This is a genomic window from Streptomyces bambusae (assembly GCF_019400985.1).
GTDB classification, from domain to species: domain Bacteria; phylum Actinomycetota; class Actinomycetes; order Streptomycetales; family Streptomycetaceae; genus Streptomyces; species Streptomyces bambusae_A.
The window spans coordinates 1-14,362 of record NZ_WTFF01000012.1 but is presented as its reverse complement, the minus strand read 5'-3'; the positions used below and the strand labels follow the sequence as shown (position 1 = coordinate 14,362).

13 protein-coding genes and 1 pseudogene are annotated in these 14,362 nt (G+C 72.6%); 5 read left to right on the top strand and 9 right to left on the bottom strand.

Annotated features, from left to right (window positions below):
• Positions 1 to 52: 52 nt before the first annotated feature.
• Positions 53 to 1,597 (top strand): PepSY-associated TM helix domain-containing protein, encoded by a 1,545-nt coding sequence (locus tag GPJ59_RS03705; RefSeq protein ID WP_219664901.1) that lies wholly within the window; start codon positions 53 to 55, stop codon positions 1,595 to 1,597.
• Between the two features lie 76 nt (positions 1,598 to 1,673).
• On the opposite strand, the gene GPJ59_RS03700 is transcribed toward GPJ59_RS03705, so the two are convergent.
• Together GPJ59_RS03700 and glnII are read right to left on the bottom strand one after the other, a co-directional pair.
• On the bottom strand, positions 1,674 to 2,354 hold the full coding sequence (locus GPJ59_RS03700) for a winged helix-turn-helix domain-containing protein (RefSeq protein WP_219664900.1): 681 nt from the start codon (positions 2,352 to 2,354) through the stop codon (positions 1,674 to 1,676).
• 734 nt (positions 2,355 to 3,088) lie between these two features.
• Complete coding sequence (gene glnII, locus GPJ59_RS03695; protein ID WP_219664899.1) at positions 3,089 to 4,120, bottom strand: glutamine synthetase; 1,032 nt, start codon at positions 4,118 to 4,120, stop codon at positions 3,089 to 3,091.
• A gap of 250 nt (positions 4,121 to 4,370) precedes the next feature.
• On the opposite strand from glnII, the gene GPJ59_RS03690 reads away from it, so the two are divergent.
• The gene (locus GPJ59_RS03690; RefSeq protein ID WP_219664934.1) at positions 4,371 to 5,381 is read left to right on the top strand and encodes a Gfo/Idh/MocA family protein; all 1,011 of its coding nucleotides are present in this window, start codon (positions 4,371 to 4,373) and stop codon (positions 5,379 to 5,381) included.
• A gap of 80 nt (positions 5,382 to 5,461) precedes the next feature.
• Here GPJ59_RS03690 and GPJ59_RS03685 read toward each other — a convergent pair whose 3' ends face one another.
• The 4 genes from GPJ59_RS03685 to GPJ59_RS37085 are packed head-to-tail and all read right to left on the bottom strand — an operon-like array spanning position 5,462 to position 8,522.
• Entirely contained in the window at positions 5,462 to 6,316 is an 855-nt protein-coding gene (locus GPJ59_RS03685; protein ID WP_219664898.1) for a hypothetical protein, read from the bottom strand.
• A complete protein-coding gene (locus GPJ59_RS03680) occupies positions 6,297 to 7,190 on the bottom strand; it encodes an aldo/keto reductase (protein ID WP_219664897.1) in 894 nt (297 codons plus the stop codon). Before GPJ59_RS03680 ends, GPJ59_RS03685 begins: the two co-directional genes overlap by 20 nt.
• Positions 7,187 to 8,371, bottom strand: a complete 1,185-nt coding sequence (locus tag GPJ59_RS03675; RefSeq protein ID WP_219664896.1) for a cupin domain-containing protein — start codon at positions 8,369 to 8,371, stop codon at positions 7,187 to 7,189. Before GPJ59_RS03675 ends, GPJ59_RS03680 begins: the two co-directional genes overlap by 4 nt.
• 19 nt (positions 8,372 to 8,390) lie before the next feature.
• Positions 8,391 to 8,522 (bottom strand): hypothetical protein, encoded by a 132-nt coding sequence (locus GPJ59_RS37085; RefSeq protein WP_258023810.1) that lies wholly within the window; start codon positions 8,520 to 8,522, stop codon positions 8,391 to 8,393.
• 330 nt (positions 8,523 to 8,852) lie between these two features.
• On the opposite strand from GPJ59_RS37085, the pseudogene GPJ59_RS37080 reads away from it, so the two are divergent.
• Both GPJ59_RS37080 and GPJ59_RS03665 read left to right on the top strand, forming a co-directional pair.
• Positions 8,853 to 9,014: pseudogene (locus GPJ59_RS37080) on the top strand (helix-turn-helix domain-containing protein); the annotation flags it as partial.
• Between the two features lie 966 nt (positions 9,015 to 9,980).
• Positions 9,981 to 10,802: a class I SAM-dependent methyltransferase gene (locus tag GPJ59_RS03665; RefSeq protein WP_219664895.1), complete on the top strand. Its 822-nt coding sequence runs from the start codon at positions 9,981 to 9,983 to the stop codon at positions 10,800 to 10,802.
• Positions 10,803 to 10,963: 161 nt separating this feature from the next.
• On the opposite strand, the gene GPJ59_RS03660 is transcribed toward GPJ59_RS03665, so the two are convergent.
• Genes GPJ59_RS03660 through GPJ59_RS03650 form a run of 3 tightly spaced genes read right to left on the bottom strand, consistent with a single transcriptional unit; the run spans position 10,964 to position 13,745 of the window.
• A complete protein-coding gene (locus tag GPJ59_RS03660; protein ID WP_308120109.1) occupies positions 10,964 to 11,572 on the bottom strand; it encodes a hypothetical protein in 609 nt (202 codons plus the stop codon).
• A gap of 51 nt (positions 11,573 to 11,623) precedes the next feature.
• The gene (gene pdxR, locus GPJ59_RS03655) at positions 11,624 to 13,270 is read right to left on the bottom strand and encodes a MocR-like pyridoxine biosynthesis transcription factor PdxR (RefSeq protein ID WP_219664894.1); all 1,647 of its coding nucleotides are present in this window, start codon (positions 13,268 to 13,270) and stop codon (positions 11,624 to 11,626) included.
• Positions 13,271 to 13,280: 10 nt separating this feature from the next.
• On the bottom strand, positions 13,281 to 13,745 hold the full coding sequence (locus tag GPJ59_RS03650; RefSeq protein ID WP_219664893.1) for a MarR family transcriptional regulator: 465 nt from the start codon (positions 13,743 to 13,745) through the stop codon (positions 13,281 to 13,283).
• A gap of 66 nt (positions 13,746 to 13,811) precedes the next feature.
• On the opposite strand from GPJ59_RS03650, the gene GPJ59_RS03645 reads away from it, so the two are divergent.
• Positions 13,812 to 14,362, top strand: a 551-nt coding sequence (locus GPJ59_RS03645) for an alpha/beta fold hydrolase (protein ID WP_219664892.1), incomplete at its 3' end; no start/stop codon positions are given.

Sequence of the window (14,362 nt, the reverse complement as noted above, 5' to 3'; positions counted from 1 at the left end):
GGCGCGACCTGGGGTCGACTTCCCCATGTCTACGCCAACACATAGGACCACCATGGCCATTGACGAAGTACCGGACGCCCGCGTCCCGGACACCGCAGAATCCGGCAATCCCGACACGCCCAGCACCGACACGTCCGGCTCCGACACGCCCAGCTCCGCCGTGGCTTCACCCTCCGCCGCGCCGTCGTCGGCACGCGCCGGCGGCTGGGCCGCGTTGCGCCCCCTGCTGCTGCGGATGCACTTCTACGCGGGCCTCCTCATAGCCCCGCTGCTCTTCCTCGCCGCGGCGACCGGCTTCCTGTACGCCCTGTCGTTCCAGGCGGAGAAGATCCTCTACGCGCACGAGCTGACCGTGGACCGGGTGGGCGGCACGGCCCTGCCGCTCGGCAAGCAGGTCGAGGCCGCCCAGCACGCGGCCCCGGCCGGCGGCAAGGTCGTCGGCGTGTGGCCCGCTCCCGAGGCGGACGCCACCACCCGGGTGATCCTGCAGAGCCCGACCGTCGGGGAGGACGAGAACCTCACCGTCTTCGTCGACCCGTACACCGCCGAGGTGCGCGGGCAGCTCACCACCTCCGGCGACGCCCTGCCGCTGCGGGCCTGGCTGAGCGAGTTCCACGCCAGCCTCCAGCTCGGCGAGTTCGGCCGGATCTACAGCGAGCTCGCCGCCAGCTGGCTGTGGATCGTCGCACTCGGCGGCCTCGCCCTGTGGATCGGGCGCCGGCGCGCCCGCAAGGCCCAGCTGGTCCTGCCCGAGCGCAAGGGCCGGGCCTCCGGGCGGCGCCGGACCCTGTCCTGGCACGGCTCCGTCGGCCTCTGGTCCGCGGCCGGCCTGGTCGTGCTGTCCGCGACCGGCCTGACCTGGTCGACGTACGCCGGCGAGAACATCGGCCGGCTCCAGGACCGGGTCGGCGGGGCCACCCCGTCGGTGTCCGCCACCCTCGGGGGCGGGGCCGGCCACGGCGCCGGAGGCGACGAGCACGCCGGGCACACCATGCCCGACGGCACACAGATGCCGGGCATGCCCGCCACCGCCGACGTCGGCGTGGACAAGGCGGTCGAGGCCGCCCGCGCGGCCGGGGTCACCGACCATGTGCAGGTGACGCTGCCCGCCAAGGGCAAGGGGTACGTGATCAAGGAGCGGGACCGGCAGGTCCCGGTGCACCTGGACTCGGTCGCCGTCGATCCGGCCGACGGGCGGGTCATGGACGAACTCCGCTTCGCCGACTACCCGGTGCTGGCCAAGCTCACCCGCTTCGGTATCGACGTGCACATGGGGCTGATGTTCGGCCTGGTCAACCAGCTGGCCCTGGCCCTGCTGGCGGTCGCGGTGATGTTCCTCGTCGTCTGGGGCTACCGGATGTGGTGGCTGCGCCGGCCGACCAAGGACCGCCTGCTGTCCTTCGGGCGGCCGCAGCCGCGCGGGGCCTGGCGGAAGCTGCCGGTGACGGTGCTGCTGCCGCTGGCCGCGGTGGTGGCCGTGGTGGGCTGGTTCGTGCCGCTGCTCGGCATCAGCCTGCTGGCGTTCGTCGCCGTCGACGTGGTGCTGGGCGCGGTGGCGGTCCGGCGCGGCCGCGGCGCGACTGCTGAGGCGCGTTAGCCGGCGTACGAGGCGTAGGCGTCACAGGTGCGGGTGGGCCCGCGCTCCGTTCCCGGAGCGCGGGCCCGCTTGTTCGTCAGGGGGCGTACTTGTAACCCACCCTGCGCACGGTCTGGATGGTGCCGCGGTGGCGGGCGCCGAGCTTGCGGCGCAGCCGGGCGATGTGGACGTCCACGGTTCGGCCGTCGCCGACGTGGCCGTAGCCCCAGACGGTGGTGACCAGCTGGTCCCGGCTGTGCACCCGGTGCGGGTGGGCCACGAGGTGGGCCAGCAGCTCGAACTCCAGGTAGGTCAGGTCCAGGGCCTCGCCGTCCACCTGGGCGGTGCGCTGCGCCGCGTCGATCCGCACGACCCCGTCGCCGACGCCCCCGTCGCCCCCGCCCTCGGCGGCGGGCGCCGTCGACCGGGTCCGCGCCGGCGGCCGGGCCTGCGGCGGGATCTGCTGCGTGTGGGTCTGGGTGTGGGCCTGGGGCTGGGTCCGGTCCTGCGGATGGTGGTGCGGCAGGGTGATCGGCGGCTGCTGGTCCGCCGGTACGAGGACCAGGTAGCCGATCATCGGCGGCTGGCCCGGCAGCGCGGGCAGGGAGTGCTGGGGGGCCGGGTACCAAGTGGCGCCCGGTGGCAGGAAGTCCACCACCCGGGCCACCTCCTCCCGGTCCACGGCGCGCAGCCGGTGGCGGGGAGGGGCCGGGAAGGGGAGCGGGGCGTTCGCGGTCGCAGCGGTGGCGGCAGAAGCGATGGAGCGGGTGTTCGCCATGAGTGGTCAGCTCTTTCACACGGAGTCGGCAGAAGACGAGAGAGACGGGAACCCAGACGGGAATCCAGTCGTCGTGCCGCGCAGACCGAAGGCCTTCGGGAAGGTCGGGAGGAGGGTTCCGGAAGGCGTCAGAGGGCCGGCGCGTTCGTCGCGCGGCAACACACCCGGTCGAAATCGTGATCCTGACGGGACGGCCAGAACGGCTCCAGGTCGCTGCGACCTGTCGTGGTGTACGAGTGGCTGGCCATGGCGTCATTGAAGCAGATCTACGGGGCCGACGGCAGGGCGCGTCTCATCCACTGGAGCGGAATCCCAAACTCCGCGCCCGAACCAGGACAAACCATCAGCCGCCCAGCCGCTTGCACCACTCCAGACCGGTCACCCGTATCGCATCCCGAACAGTTCCGTCCCACCGCCACGCACGGCGAGGTACCGCCGAACGGCAATGAAGGCTGCGCGGCCGGCGCTGACAGGTCGAACAGGGCCATCGGCGGAGCCTGACCGTCGGATAGGCCCCGGGCGTTTCCCGGGCCACCCCCGGACAAGGTCAGGGATGCAACCGCTCTGCAGAGCTGGACACCTCGGAAGCCGGCCGCGCGCGCCCACCCTCGCACCCGCCACTGACAACGACGCCCGCCGCGCTCGGAGGCGCGGCGGGCGTCGTTGTCAGGCAGTGGCTCGTCCCCGGCTCGTCCCGGCGGTCGGCTCGTCCCGGCGGGCGGCGGGGTGCGGGCTCAGATCAGGCCGTTCTTCTCCAGGCCCGTGCAGCAAGTGTCCACGATCAGGCGGGTGACCACGTACGGGTCGACGTTGGCGTTCGGGCGGCGGTCCTCGATGTAGCCCTTGCCGTCCTTCTCCACCTGCCACGGGATGCGCACCGAGGCGCCGCGGTCGGAGACGCCGTAGCTGAACTCGTTCCACGGGGCCGTCTCGTGCAGGCCCGTCAGGCGCTCGTCGATGCCCGCGCCGTAGTTCTTGACGTGGTCCAGCGGCTTGCTGCCCTCGCCCAGTGCCTCGCACGCGGCGATGATGGCGGCGTAGTCCTCGCGCATGGCGCGGGTGGAGAAGTTGGTGTGCGCGCCCGCGCCGTTCCAGTCACCCTTGACCGGCTTGGGGTTGAGGGTGGCGGAGACGTTGAAGTCCTCGGCGGTGCGGTAGAGCAGCCAGCGCGCGATCCACAGCTGGTCGGCGACCTCCAGCGGCCCCAGCGGGCCGACCTGGAACTCCCACTGCCCGGGCATGACCTCGGCGTTGATGCCGGAGATGTCCAGGCCCGCGGTGAGGCAGTGGTCGAGGTGCTTCTCGACGATGTCGCGGCCGAAGATCTCGTCCGCGCCGACACCGCAGTAGTAGCCGCCCTGCGCGGCCGGGAAGCCGCCCACCGGGAAGCCGAGCGGACGGGTGCCGTCGAAGAAGGTGTACTCCTGCTCGATGCCGAAGATCGGCTCCTGCGCGGCGAACTTCTCCGCGACCGGCCGCAGCAGCGCCCGGGTGTTCGACTCGTGCGGGGTCATGTCGATGTTGAGGACCTCGCACAGGACGAGGACGTCGTTCCCGCCGCGGATCGGGTCCGGGCAGGAGAAGACCGGCTGGAGCACGCGGTCGGAGGCGTGGCCCTCGGCCTGGTTGGTGCTGGAGCCGTCGAAGCCCCAGATCGGCAGCTCCGCGCCGTCGGAGGGGACCCCGGGAAGGATCTTCGTCTTCGAGCGAAGCTTCGCCGTCGGCTCCGTGCCGTCGATCCAGATGTACTCAGCCTTGTAGCTCACGGGCCCCATCCTCAGACTCTGCGGGTACTGCGACTGCTGCGGTGATGACCGCAGCGTGCCCGCCCGCGATTTCCCTTCCGTTGCCCATGTGTGAACCGCGTGTTACCGGCGGTTCCGCCCCAGGTGGGCCCGGTCGTGCGGGTCGCGAGGCCGTGCGCCCGGCCGGGTGGGGCACACTGAGCACGTGAGCATTTCGTATGATTTGGCCTCTGGTCCGGTATCTGGTCCGGCCTCTGGTCGGGCCTTTGATCTGGCCCCTGACTCGGCCTCCCGTCCGGTCGGCCGTCCGGCAGCCCGTCCGCGGGTCGGGCTGCTCGGGACGGGGCCCTGGGCGCACCGCACCCACGCCCCCGCCCTCGCCGCACACGCGGGATCCGACTTCGCCGGCGTGTGGGGCCGCCGCCCCGAGGCGGCGGCCGAGCTGGCGCGCACGTACGGCGTGAAGGTGTACGAAGACCCCGACGCGCTGTTCGCGGACTGTGACGTCGCGGCCTTCGCCCTGCCGCCCGACGTCCAGGCCCCGCTCGCCGTCCGGGCCGCCGCGGCCGGCTGCCACCTGCTGCTGGACAAGCCGGTCGCGACGACGGTCGCGGACGCCCGGGCGGTGGCCGACGCGGCGGAGCGCGCCGGCGTCGCCTCCGTCGTCTTCCTGACGCTGCGCTTCGCCGAGCCCACCGCCGGCTGGGTCGAGGAACAGGCCGGGCGCGGCGGGTGGTTCACGGCCGCCGCGCACTGGCTCGGCGCGGTCTTCCCGCCCGACGGCGCGCCCAGCGCCTACGCCGAGTCGCCGTGGCGCCGCGCCAAGGGCGGCCTGTGGGACGTAGGCCCGCACGCGCTGTCGGTGCTGATCCCGGTCCTGGGCGACGTGGTCGGCGTGACCGCTGCCCGGGGCCCCTCGGACGTGGTCCAGCTGGCCCTGCGGCACAGCTCCGGCGCCGCCAGCACGGCCGTGCTCTCCCTGGGTGCGCCGCGGGCCGCCGCCGGAGTGGGGCTGGAGCTGCGCGGGGCGGAGGGCGTGTTCGGGCTGCCCGGCTGGAGCGACGTACCGGGCGCGTACGGCCGCGCCGTCGACGCCCTGCTGGAGTCGGCCCGCACACGGAAGCCCGACCCGCGGGGGGCGGCCTTCGGGCTGCGGCTGACGGAGATCCTGGCGGAGGCGGAGGAGCAGTTGGCGGGGGCGGGCGCCGGGGCCGGGGCGGGGGCCGTGGCGGGGGCCGGGTCTGGGTCTGGGGCGGGAGCGGAGGCTTACGTGGCTACTTGAGGACCGCTCGTTGAAGTTGAACCGCGGTCGGCGTCGGCGTCGTGGTCGTCGCTCTGCTCAGGGACTTCCTGGGGCCGTAACTACTTGGCCTCGGGCCTTGCAAGCAGTGTCGGTCGCATCCCCGTCAGCCCTTCGGCGCGGTCGAGGAGGTACGGGGCCAGCTCGACGTACCAGCCACGGCCCACAGCCTGGAGCATCTCGGCAAGGGCGATCTGCTCGCCGATCCGGCCGGCAGGGGTGTCGAGGACGTGGGTGAACTCGGCACGGATGCGGTCAGCGACGGCGGGGACGCGGAGGCTGTTCACGTAGAGCATCGCGGGGTCGTAGCCAACGGGTACGGCGCCCCATCGCTCCCAGTCCAGGATGACGAGCGGGTCATGCGTGAGGTTGGCCCACTGGAGGTCGGCGTGCCCGGTGACCCGTTCGGTGATGGCCGGGGCGGGGATCCCCAGGAACTCGGGGAACACCCGGTCGGCCCAGGACTGGCGGATGGTCTCGCGGGGCGGTTCGGCGGTGCTGAGGGCGTCCAGACTCTCCCGCAGGGTCGTCCACCAGGAGTCCGGCAGGCCCGGATCCTCGGTGAGGTCGGGCGTTTCCGGCGAGATGACGGGCTGGGCGATGTAGTCGATCAGCTCCGCTTCGAAGACGTACTCGCCTCCGTCCCAGCGGTACAGGTCGTGGAGGTGCGGGCGGGACACCTTGCCGGACACCCGTTCCTCGGCAAGGGCGATTCCCTCGTTCCGGACGGTAGGGGTCTTGGCTGCCTCGCCGCAGTGGACGCGGAGCCAGTGGCCGCCCCCGGTGCGACTGCCGATGGTGCGGCCGAGCCATCCCCAGGCCGGCGCCCCCGTCGCCGTGGTGGAGAGGTGGGCAGCAGCGTGGGCCAGGGCGTCCTCCATGCGTGCCCTGGTGGTCTCATCCTTGGGCGAGTACATCGGTGACCTTCCTGAGGTGGCCCGGATCGAGCGGGGCGGCAACGGTGGCCTTGGCAGCGGCCCAATGGGGCGCGTTGCCCGCAGACAGCAGTACCACGTCCAGGCTCGGGCAGGAGGCCGCAGCGAGGAGACAGGCGGTGCCCGGCGAGGCCCCCGGGCGGATGAACTCGGCGAGTTCAGGCGTGACGAGACCGGGCAGTTCGCCGCCGTGCAGAGGCGAGGAGCCGAAGGTGATCAGGCCCGCCGCACGCGCCAGGACCAGGGGGCCCCGGCCGTCGAGGGCTAGGGCGATCGGCCTTGCCATGACGAGGCTGACCGGCTGTTGGACGGCCCGCAGATGATGTTCACCCGAACCAGCAGCCTCGATTGCCAGGCCCAGGAGTTCGGACACGGAGAAGGCGTCGTGCTGAAACCCCGACCAGGTGGCCACACCGTACCCGCCGATCCGGTCCGCGGCGGCGAACTCCTCCAGCACCGCGAACACATCACGAAGCACCGGATGAAGCTCCGAGGGACAGAGGCCGGCGTGCTCCGGGTTGTGTACGAACACGAGGTCGATCCGGCCGAGAGCAGCCAGGGACCTTTCCGTCTGCCAGCGGACGAAGCCGGGGTCGAGGCTGTGTCCGGCCCGTACCTGGGCGGCAGTGAGGAGCCCGGCTCGAAGAGCAGCAGCGCCCTCATCCGGGCCGAAGAAGCCTGTCTTCGTCGCCACCATGGCGCGCGGATGGTCGGCGATGACGGGGCCGAGCGCCTGGTGGGCGCTGCCGTAATTGGGGGCGGTGTCGATCCACACGAGCCCGTCGGCGCACGCGGTGCGAGCCGCCTGTTCAACGGCGCGCACCCGGTACGTTCCCAGTCCCAGGGAAGCGGTCACGAGGAGCCCCCGACCACGGCGACGGCCTGACCGGCAACCAGCGCGGAGACGACCTCCGCCACCTGGACGAGGGTGAGATCGGACTCGGCGGCCAGGTCCGCGAGGGTGGCCGGCGGTCCACCAGCGAGGAGGCGGAGGACCGGAGCGACGGGGAGGGCGAAGGTCCACTCGTTCCCCGCCCCGGCGAAGGTCACGGCCCGGTCGTCCTGGTCGATCCGGGCACGGGGCACCGTGGCCTGCACCGTGATGCCCGGTTCGGCAGGCACGGCGGTGAGGTGTGGCAGTGACAGGCGCGGGCGCCCGGGGTGCGTCGCGTCCAGAGACCTTTCCCAGCGGTCCAGAACCGCAGGGTCGTCCAGGGCGGCCAGTACGTCCTTCCGTACGGCAGCCAGGTAGTCCGCCCGCTCCTCCGAAGTGCTGAAACGCGGTACGTCCGCCCGGACAGTCACGCTCGCCCGGAGGTCGTCGCACAGCCAACCCAGGAACTCGGCGCCGGTCTGCGTGGCGAGCCCGAAGGTGAGGTGGAGGGATGTGGTGCCCTGGTCGGCGCTCACGGCGTGCCACCAACCGCGCGGCAGATAGAGCACGTCGCCGGGCGTCAGGACGAAGTCCGCGATCGGCTCACCCGTCGGCGCCTCCGGAGCTTCCACGTCGCGCCAGGCGGGCGCCTGCCGGGTGGGGCCGTAGATCTTCCACCGCTTGGAGCCTTCGAGCTGGAGCACCACCACGTCGTGGTCATCCCAGTGCATGCCGAAGCCTTCCTCGGCGGTCCACGAGGCGTACGCGTTGACCTGCACGGGGGTGCGGAAGAACCGTTCGAGGCCGGCCGCGGCTTGCCGGACGGGCGGGTGGATCTGGTCGATCGCGTCGATGACCAGGGACGCGCCCTCGGCGAGCCGGGCGTGGAACTCGGCAGGCTGGGGCTGGTACCAGGACACTCCGCGTCGGTTCGTACGGAGGATGGAGTACGCCGTGGCGGGGACGGCTTCCCCGGCGCGGGAGAGCCGCATCCGGGGCGGTTCGAGCCGGTGAGCGGCCACGATCTCGTTGAGGTCGTCCCAGGTCAGAGGCGCGGGAAAGATGGTGCCGTTGGAACGGATCACTGTGTGGGCACGGAAGCACGTCTGGGCGAGGAACGTGTCCCCGCCCAGACGCTCCGCCCACGATGCGGAATCAATCACCGTGGGTCTCCTCGGTCGATCAGGTGTCGTTCATGTCCGACTTGCCGCCCGTGTTGTCCGAGGCTTCCTCGGCACGCGAGCGGGCCGCGGTGATGCGGCGGACACCGAGCAGCAGACCGCTGTTCTGCTCGGTGGGAGCGTTCTCGTTCATCCCGTACTCCTTCCTGACCTTGATGGGTCCCACCGGGGTTCCGGCGGGAAATCTGTGGATCAGCTCCCGGGGTCGCCGGCCACGGCCAGAGTGACCACCAGGACGCTGACGGCGACGACGTACAGGAGGACGGCGAGCTGCTGGCGCCAGCCCCACCGGGCGCGGCCCTACGGCCCGCTGCGAGGGGGAGGCCGCCTCTCCGGGCGGCTGAGATCAGTCAACTCCGCTGGCCAGACCCCGAACAGGGCATTCCGCTAGGCAGGTTGTAGGCACTCAGTAGGCGGATTGCGGCTACGCTTTCGGCGCCCAACTCGACCAGCGGACGGCGGGATGATGGCGAACGAAGCTCTTCGCAGACGCAGAAACGCTCATCGGTGGACTCAGACCCAGGTTGCGGAGCGCGTGTGCGCTCAGGTCCAGGTCGCCACCGGGCGCAATCCGGAGCTCGATGCGAACTGGGTGTCCCGCCTTGAGCGTGGAGCCATCACGTGGCCCTCCGGCGACTACAGGGCAGCCCTGTGCGCGGTGTTCCAGGTCACCAGCGAGGCGGAGCTGGGCCTCTATCCGAAGGGGTCCGCCGCACCGGGAGAGAAGGTGACCGCAGAGGCACCGGCCGATGATGTCCGATCCCTGGCCGCCGATACGGAGCTGTCTGCCCGGCTGGCTCGGTACGCGGCGGAGACCAACGTCAACGCCCTCGTACTGGAGCAGTTCGACGCTGACGTTGAACGACTCGCTCGGGACTTCGTCAGCCGGCCTCTGCCTCTTCTGGTCCCGGAGATTCGCACGGCTCGTACTGAGGTGTTCCGGTTACTGGAGGGCCGACAGCACCCCAGTCAGACCCGTCACCTGTACGTGGTCGCGGGGTGGCTATCCGGTCTCGCGGCGCATGTGTCGCTCGACCTGGGGGACCGCTCCGCCGCAGCTACGCATGCCCGCACTGTGGTGCAGTGCGCGGAGATCTCGGAGCACTCACAGTTACGCGCATGGGCACGGTCGTTCCAGTCACTGGCCGCTTACTGGGCGGGGGACTACCGGCGGGCAGGAGACCTTGCGCAGGCCGGGCAGAGCGAGGGTCGAGGCCCCGGTCCGGGAACGATCAAGGCCCGGCTGCTGAGCTTGGAGGCACGTGCCCGCGCAGCCGACGGGGACAAGCACAGTGCGCTGCGGATACTTGCACTGGCCCATGAGGCACGGGGTGCTGCGGGACCCGACGAGTTGCCCGGGGTCTTCTCGTTTCCCGAGGCCAAGCAGTGGGCCTACGCCGGCACCACCCTGCTGGCCGGAGGTGTTCACCGCCGAGGGATACACGGCGAGCATCACCATCAGGCTTCGCAATCTGGCCGCGCTCCTCGGAAGCGAGCCGTACCGTGGCGCACAGTCGGCGGTCGATCTCCGCGCGCACATTCACGAGGTGACCGTCCGGCCCGCTCTCGCCAGCAACCCCACGGAGCCCCCATGACCACCCAGCCCACGCATGACCATTTGGTCACCGACCGCAGCCTTCTTTCGACCAAGGCATATGGCACGGGTCAGCACCTGGCCGCCCGCCAGTCCCTCTACCAGTGGCAGACCCCGCGCCACGACCTTCCGGGCATTGTCGTGAACGAACTGGCCGGCATACGCGGCGCGGTCGCGGACGTGGGTTGTGGCAACGGGAAGTTCGTCGCCCGGGTGCGGGAGGACCGTCCCGACCTGGCCGTGCTCCCCATGGACGTCTCTCACGGCATCCTCGGCGCCATCCCGGGAGCCGTCGTCGCGGACGTCCAACAGCTTCCCATCGCCGATGGCGCCCTCAGCGCGGTCCTCGCGCTGCACATGCTGTACCACGTCGAGGACCAGGCCCAGGCCGTGCGGGAGCTGGGCCGCGTACTGGCACCCGGCGGCATCGCGATCGTCTCCACGAACAGTCAGACCGACAAGCGGGAACTGGAGCACCTTTGGCGCCAGGCCGCGGGCGATGTGCTGGGCATCCAGGAGGGCCCGGCCCGAGTGCAGTTGTCTGCCCGCTTTACCCTGGAGGACGCGCCGGCGATCCTCAGTACGGTCTTCGGCGAGATCCGCACGATCCCGCTTCCCGGGGTGATCGAGGTGACCGACGCTGAACCGGTCGTCGCGCACTTGGCCTCGTACGAAGCCTGGGCCGACAAGATGGGCGTTCCGTTCCGGGAGACGATCGAGCGCGCTCGAGAGCGAGTCAACGAGACCATTCAAGCGGAGGGTGCATTCCGTGTCACCTGCCTGGGCGGAATACTCTTCTGCCAAGGGCCACAGCGGTAGAACCCATGTTTCGGGCCCAGCGGACCAGGTGTGGACCGCCATCGGAGGCGAGGAGCCCCGGGGATGGGAAACGAGCAGGTCAGCCACGGTGAAGGCGCTTCCCACAGCACTCTCTTGAGGACCGTGCTTGCTTGAGGACCGCGCTTGCTCGGGGGCCGCGGCTACTTGAGGACCGCGTTGGCCACGATGATCGCGAGGCCGATCGTCGCGTCCGCGGCGCCGATCAGCAGGGCCCGCCCGGGCCGGTAGCCGAGCCGCCGGGCCACCAGGGTGCCCCAGCCGAAGAGCAGGGCCGTGTTGAGGCCCAGCCCCACGGCGGTCACCGCGGACTCCTTCCACCCCGCGAACCCGGACAGGACGAGCAGCAGGACCGAGGGCGCGGTGGCCGCGATCACCGGCCACTCGTGCCACACGGCCCGCAGCAGTACCAGCCAGCGGTGGCCGGCGGACCCGTGCTCATGGGTGGCCATGTGGTGCGCGTAGCCGTGCGCCAGCCCGGCCGCCACCGCCGTCACCAGGACCCAGGCGGCGTCGTAGAAGGGGGTGTACTCCCCGCCCTCCTGTTCGAGCGCGGCCAGCAGGGCGCTGGCCAGCACGGTGCCGTAGACCCCGCCGAACATCCAGTCGGCCCGGCCCCGGCGGTGCCGGTGCGCCGACGGGGGCGCGGGGGTGGTGGGGGGCGTGCCGGGGCTGGTGTCGGGGTCGGGGCCGGGGCCGGGGCCGGGATCGGGGCGGGGCGAAGAGGCGGCCGGCGGCTGCTGGGCGTTCACGGCGTGTCGCGTCCTTACCTGTCGATTACATCCCTTTTGCCCCGTTCCACCCTACGGGGTCGCCGGCGGAACCGGGCCGGCGGGGACGGGCCGGCGGGGACGGGCCGCGCGGCGGACCGCGCGAACCAGGAGCGGCAGGGCCCGGTCGAAGGCGCGGTCCGGGAGGGCGGCGTACCCCACCACGAGTCCCTCGCGCACCGGCCCGTCCGCCCCCGGATGCCGGTAGCCGGACAGCCCGTCCAGCGCCAGTCCCGCCGCGCGCGCCTCGGCCAGCGCGGCGGACTCGGTGCCCGGCGGCAGTTCGACGACGGCGTGCAGCCCCGCCGAGATGCCGGTGACGGACGCGCCGGCGGGCGCGGTGGTGGCGAGGGCGGCGACCAGGCGGTCCCGGCGGTCGTGGTAGTTACGTCGCATGCGGCGTACGTGCCGGTCGTACGCGCCGCTGTCCAGGAACTCGGCCAGCGTCAGCTGGTCCACGGCACTCGCCCACGACTCGCGCTCGCCCTTCGCCGTGAGGACCTGCTCGACCAGGGCGTCGTCCGGCAGGACCAGCCAGCCCAGGCGCAGCGCGGGGGACAGGCTCTTGCTGACCGAGCCCGCGTACGCGACCTGGCCCGGGGCCAGGCCTTGCAACGCCCCCACCGGCTTGCGGTCGTAGCGGAACTCGCCGTCGTAGTCGTCCTCCACCAGCAGCCGACCCGATGACGCGCGGGCCCACTCGACGGCCGCCATGCGCCGGGCCGCGAGCATCGGGCCGCCCAGCGGGAACTGGTGCGCGGGGGTCAGCAGGGCCGTCCTCGCCCGCCGCCCGGCGTCGCCCGCCAGGGCCTCCGTACGGGCGCCGCCGCCGTCGACGGGCAGCAGGTGCGGGCGGACGCCGGCCGCGGCGAGGAGGGAGTGGTGGAAGGGGAGGCCGTACTCCTCCACCGCCCAGTCGCGCGGCCGGACCGAGGCCAGCAACCGCAGGGCGTTGGCGAAGCCGGAGCAGACCACGATGCGCGCCGGGGTGGTACGGACCCCGCGCGCCCGGGCCAGGTACTCGGCCAGCGCCCGGCGCAACTCGGGCCGCCCGTGCGGGCCCTGAGGCCCGAAGGCCTCGGCCGGGGCGGCCGCGAGGGCCCGGCGGGTGGCGGCGGCCCAGGCGGTACGGGGGAAGGCGGCGGCGTCGGGCTTGCCTTGGGTGAGGTCGAGGTCGAAGTCGAGGTCGAGGCCTGGGCGGGGCGGGGTGGCGCTCGCCGGGGCGGGCCGTGCGGATGCGGGGCGTTCCGGTCCGGGCCGGGCGGGTGCGGCGGCGTTGGCGTGCGCCCTGGCGAGGCCCTCGGCGACCCGGGTTCCGGAGCCTTGGCGGGCGGTGAACCAGCCCTCCGCGACCAGTTCGCCGTACGCGTGGGCGACCACGTTGCGGGCCACGCCGAGGTCGGCGGCGAGCGCGCGGTAGGGCGGCAGCCGGGTCCCCCCGGCCAACCGCCCGCTGCGGACCGCTTCCCGCAGCGCCTGGGCGAGGGCCGTACGGCGGGCGCCGTGCGCGGGGAGGATTAGATGCAGGTCGAGACCGGGGGAGGCGGCGGCCGGGGCGGCACGGCCTGCCGTGGGGGCGGGTGCGGAGCCGGAGCCGGAGCCGGAGTCGGAGCCCGAGTCGCAGCTGGAGCCGGAGTCGCAGCTGGAGTCGGAGCTGGTCGGGGTCTCGGAAGGGGTCATGCGGGGGACCCTATGCCCGGGGTCCGGCCGGGGGCTTCCGGGTCTCGAAGACGGTGCGCGCACCCGTCAGGAAACGGTGGACGGTGGCCCGTTCGGCCGCGTCGAGGGTGTCGGCGAGGTCCAGCAGGCCGTCGATCAGCGGACCGAAGAAGTCCCGGCCCAGCCGCACCGCCTCCGGCGTCACGCGCAGCAGCACGCGCCGCCGGTCGCGTTCGTCGCGCACGCGCGCCACATGGCCCAGGCGTTCCAGGCGGTCGATGACGGCGGTGGTCCCGGCGGAGTTGAGCGCGAGCCGGCTCCCCAGCAGACCGGCGGTGGCCGCCTCGCCCGCGCGGTCCGCGTCGAGCAGGCAGATCAGGGCCCGTACGTCGGTGGGGTGCATGCCGTTGCGGGCAGCGAACTCGCTCTGCCGCAGCCCGAATTCCACCGTCACCGCACGCAGCAGGTGCACCAGCTGCTCCCGGTTGTCGTCCATACCGCCTCCCTCTAGTATCTCTCGCTGAGCGAGATTATCGCCCAGCGAGGTATTGGGGGACCAGCCATGGCACACCACCACACCGAGACCCGCGCAGAACTCCGTACGGCGTCGACCGATGCGGCGCCGCCGACCCGTACGGCGTTCCGCACGGCGTACGACGCGGTGCTGGCCGACTGGCCCGGCCCCGTCGAGCGCACCGAACTCCCCACCCCCTACGGCCTGACCCACGTCAACAGCGCCGGTCCCGCCGACGCCCCGCCGCTCGTCCTGCTGCCCGGCGGCGGGGCGACCTCCACGGTCTGGGGCGCGGCGGTCGCCGCCGGGCTCGCGCACACGCACCGGGTGCACGCGGTGGACCTGGTGGGGGACCCGGGGCTCAGCGTGCCGGCCGAGGGTGCGCCGATCCGGACCGTCGCCGACCTGATGGGCTGGCTGGACGCACTCCTCGACGGGTTGGCCGCCGGCCCGGTGGAACTTGCCGGCCACTCGTACGGCGCGTGGATCGCGGCCCATTACGCCGCCTACGACGGCACGCGTGCCAGGCCGCGCGCCGCCGAGCCCGATGGCGACCCGGCCGCCGACCCGGCCGCGAACCCGGCCGCCGACCCGGCCGC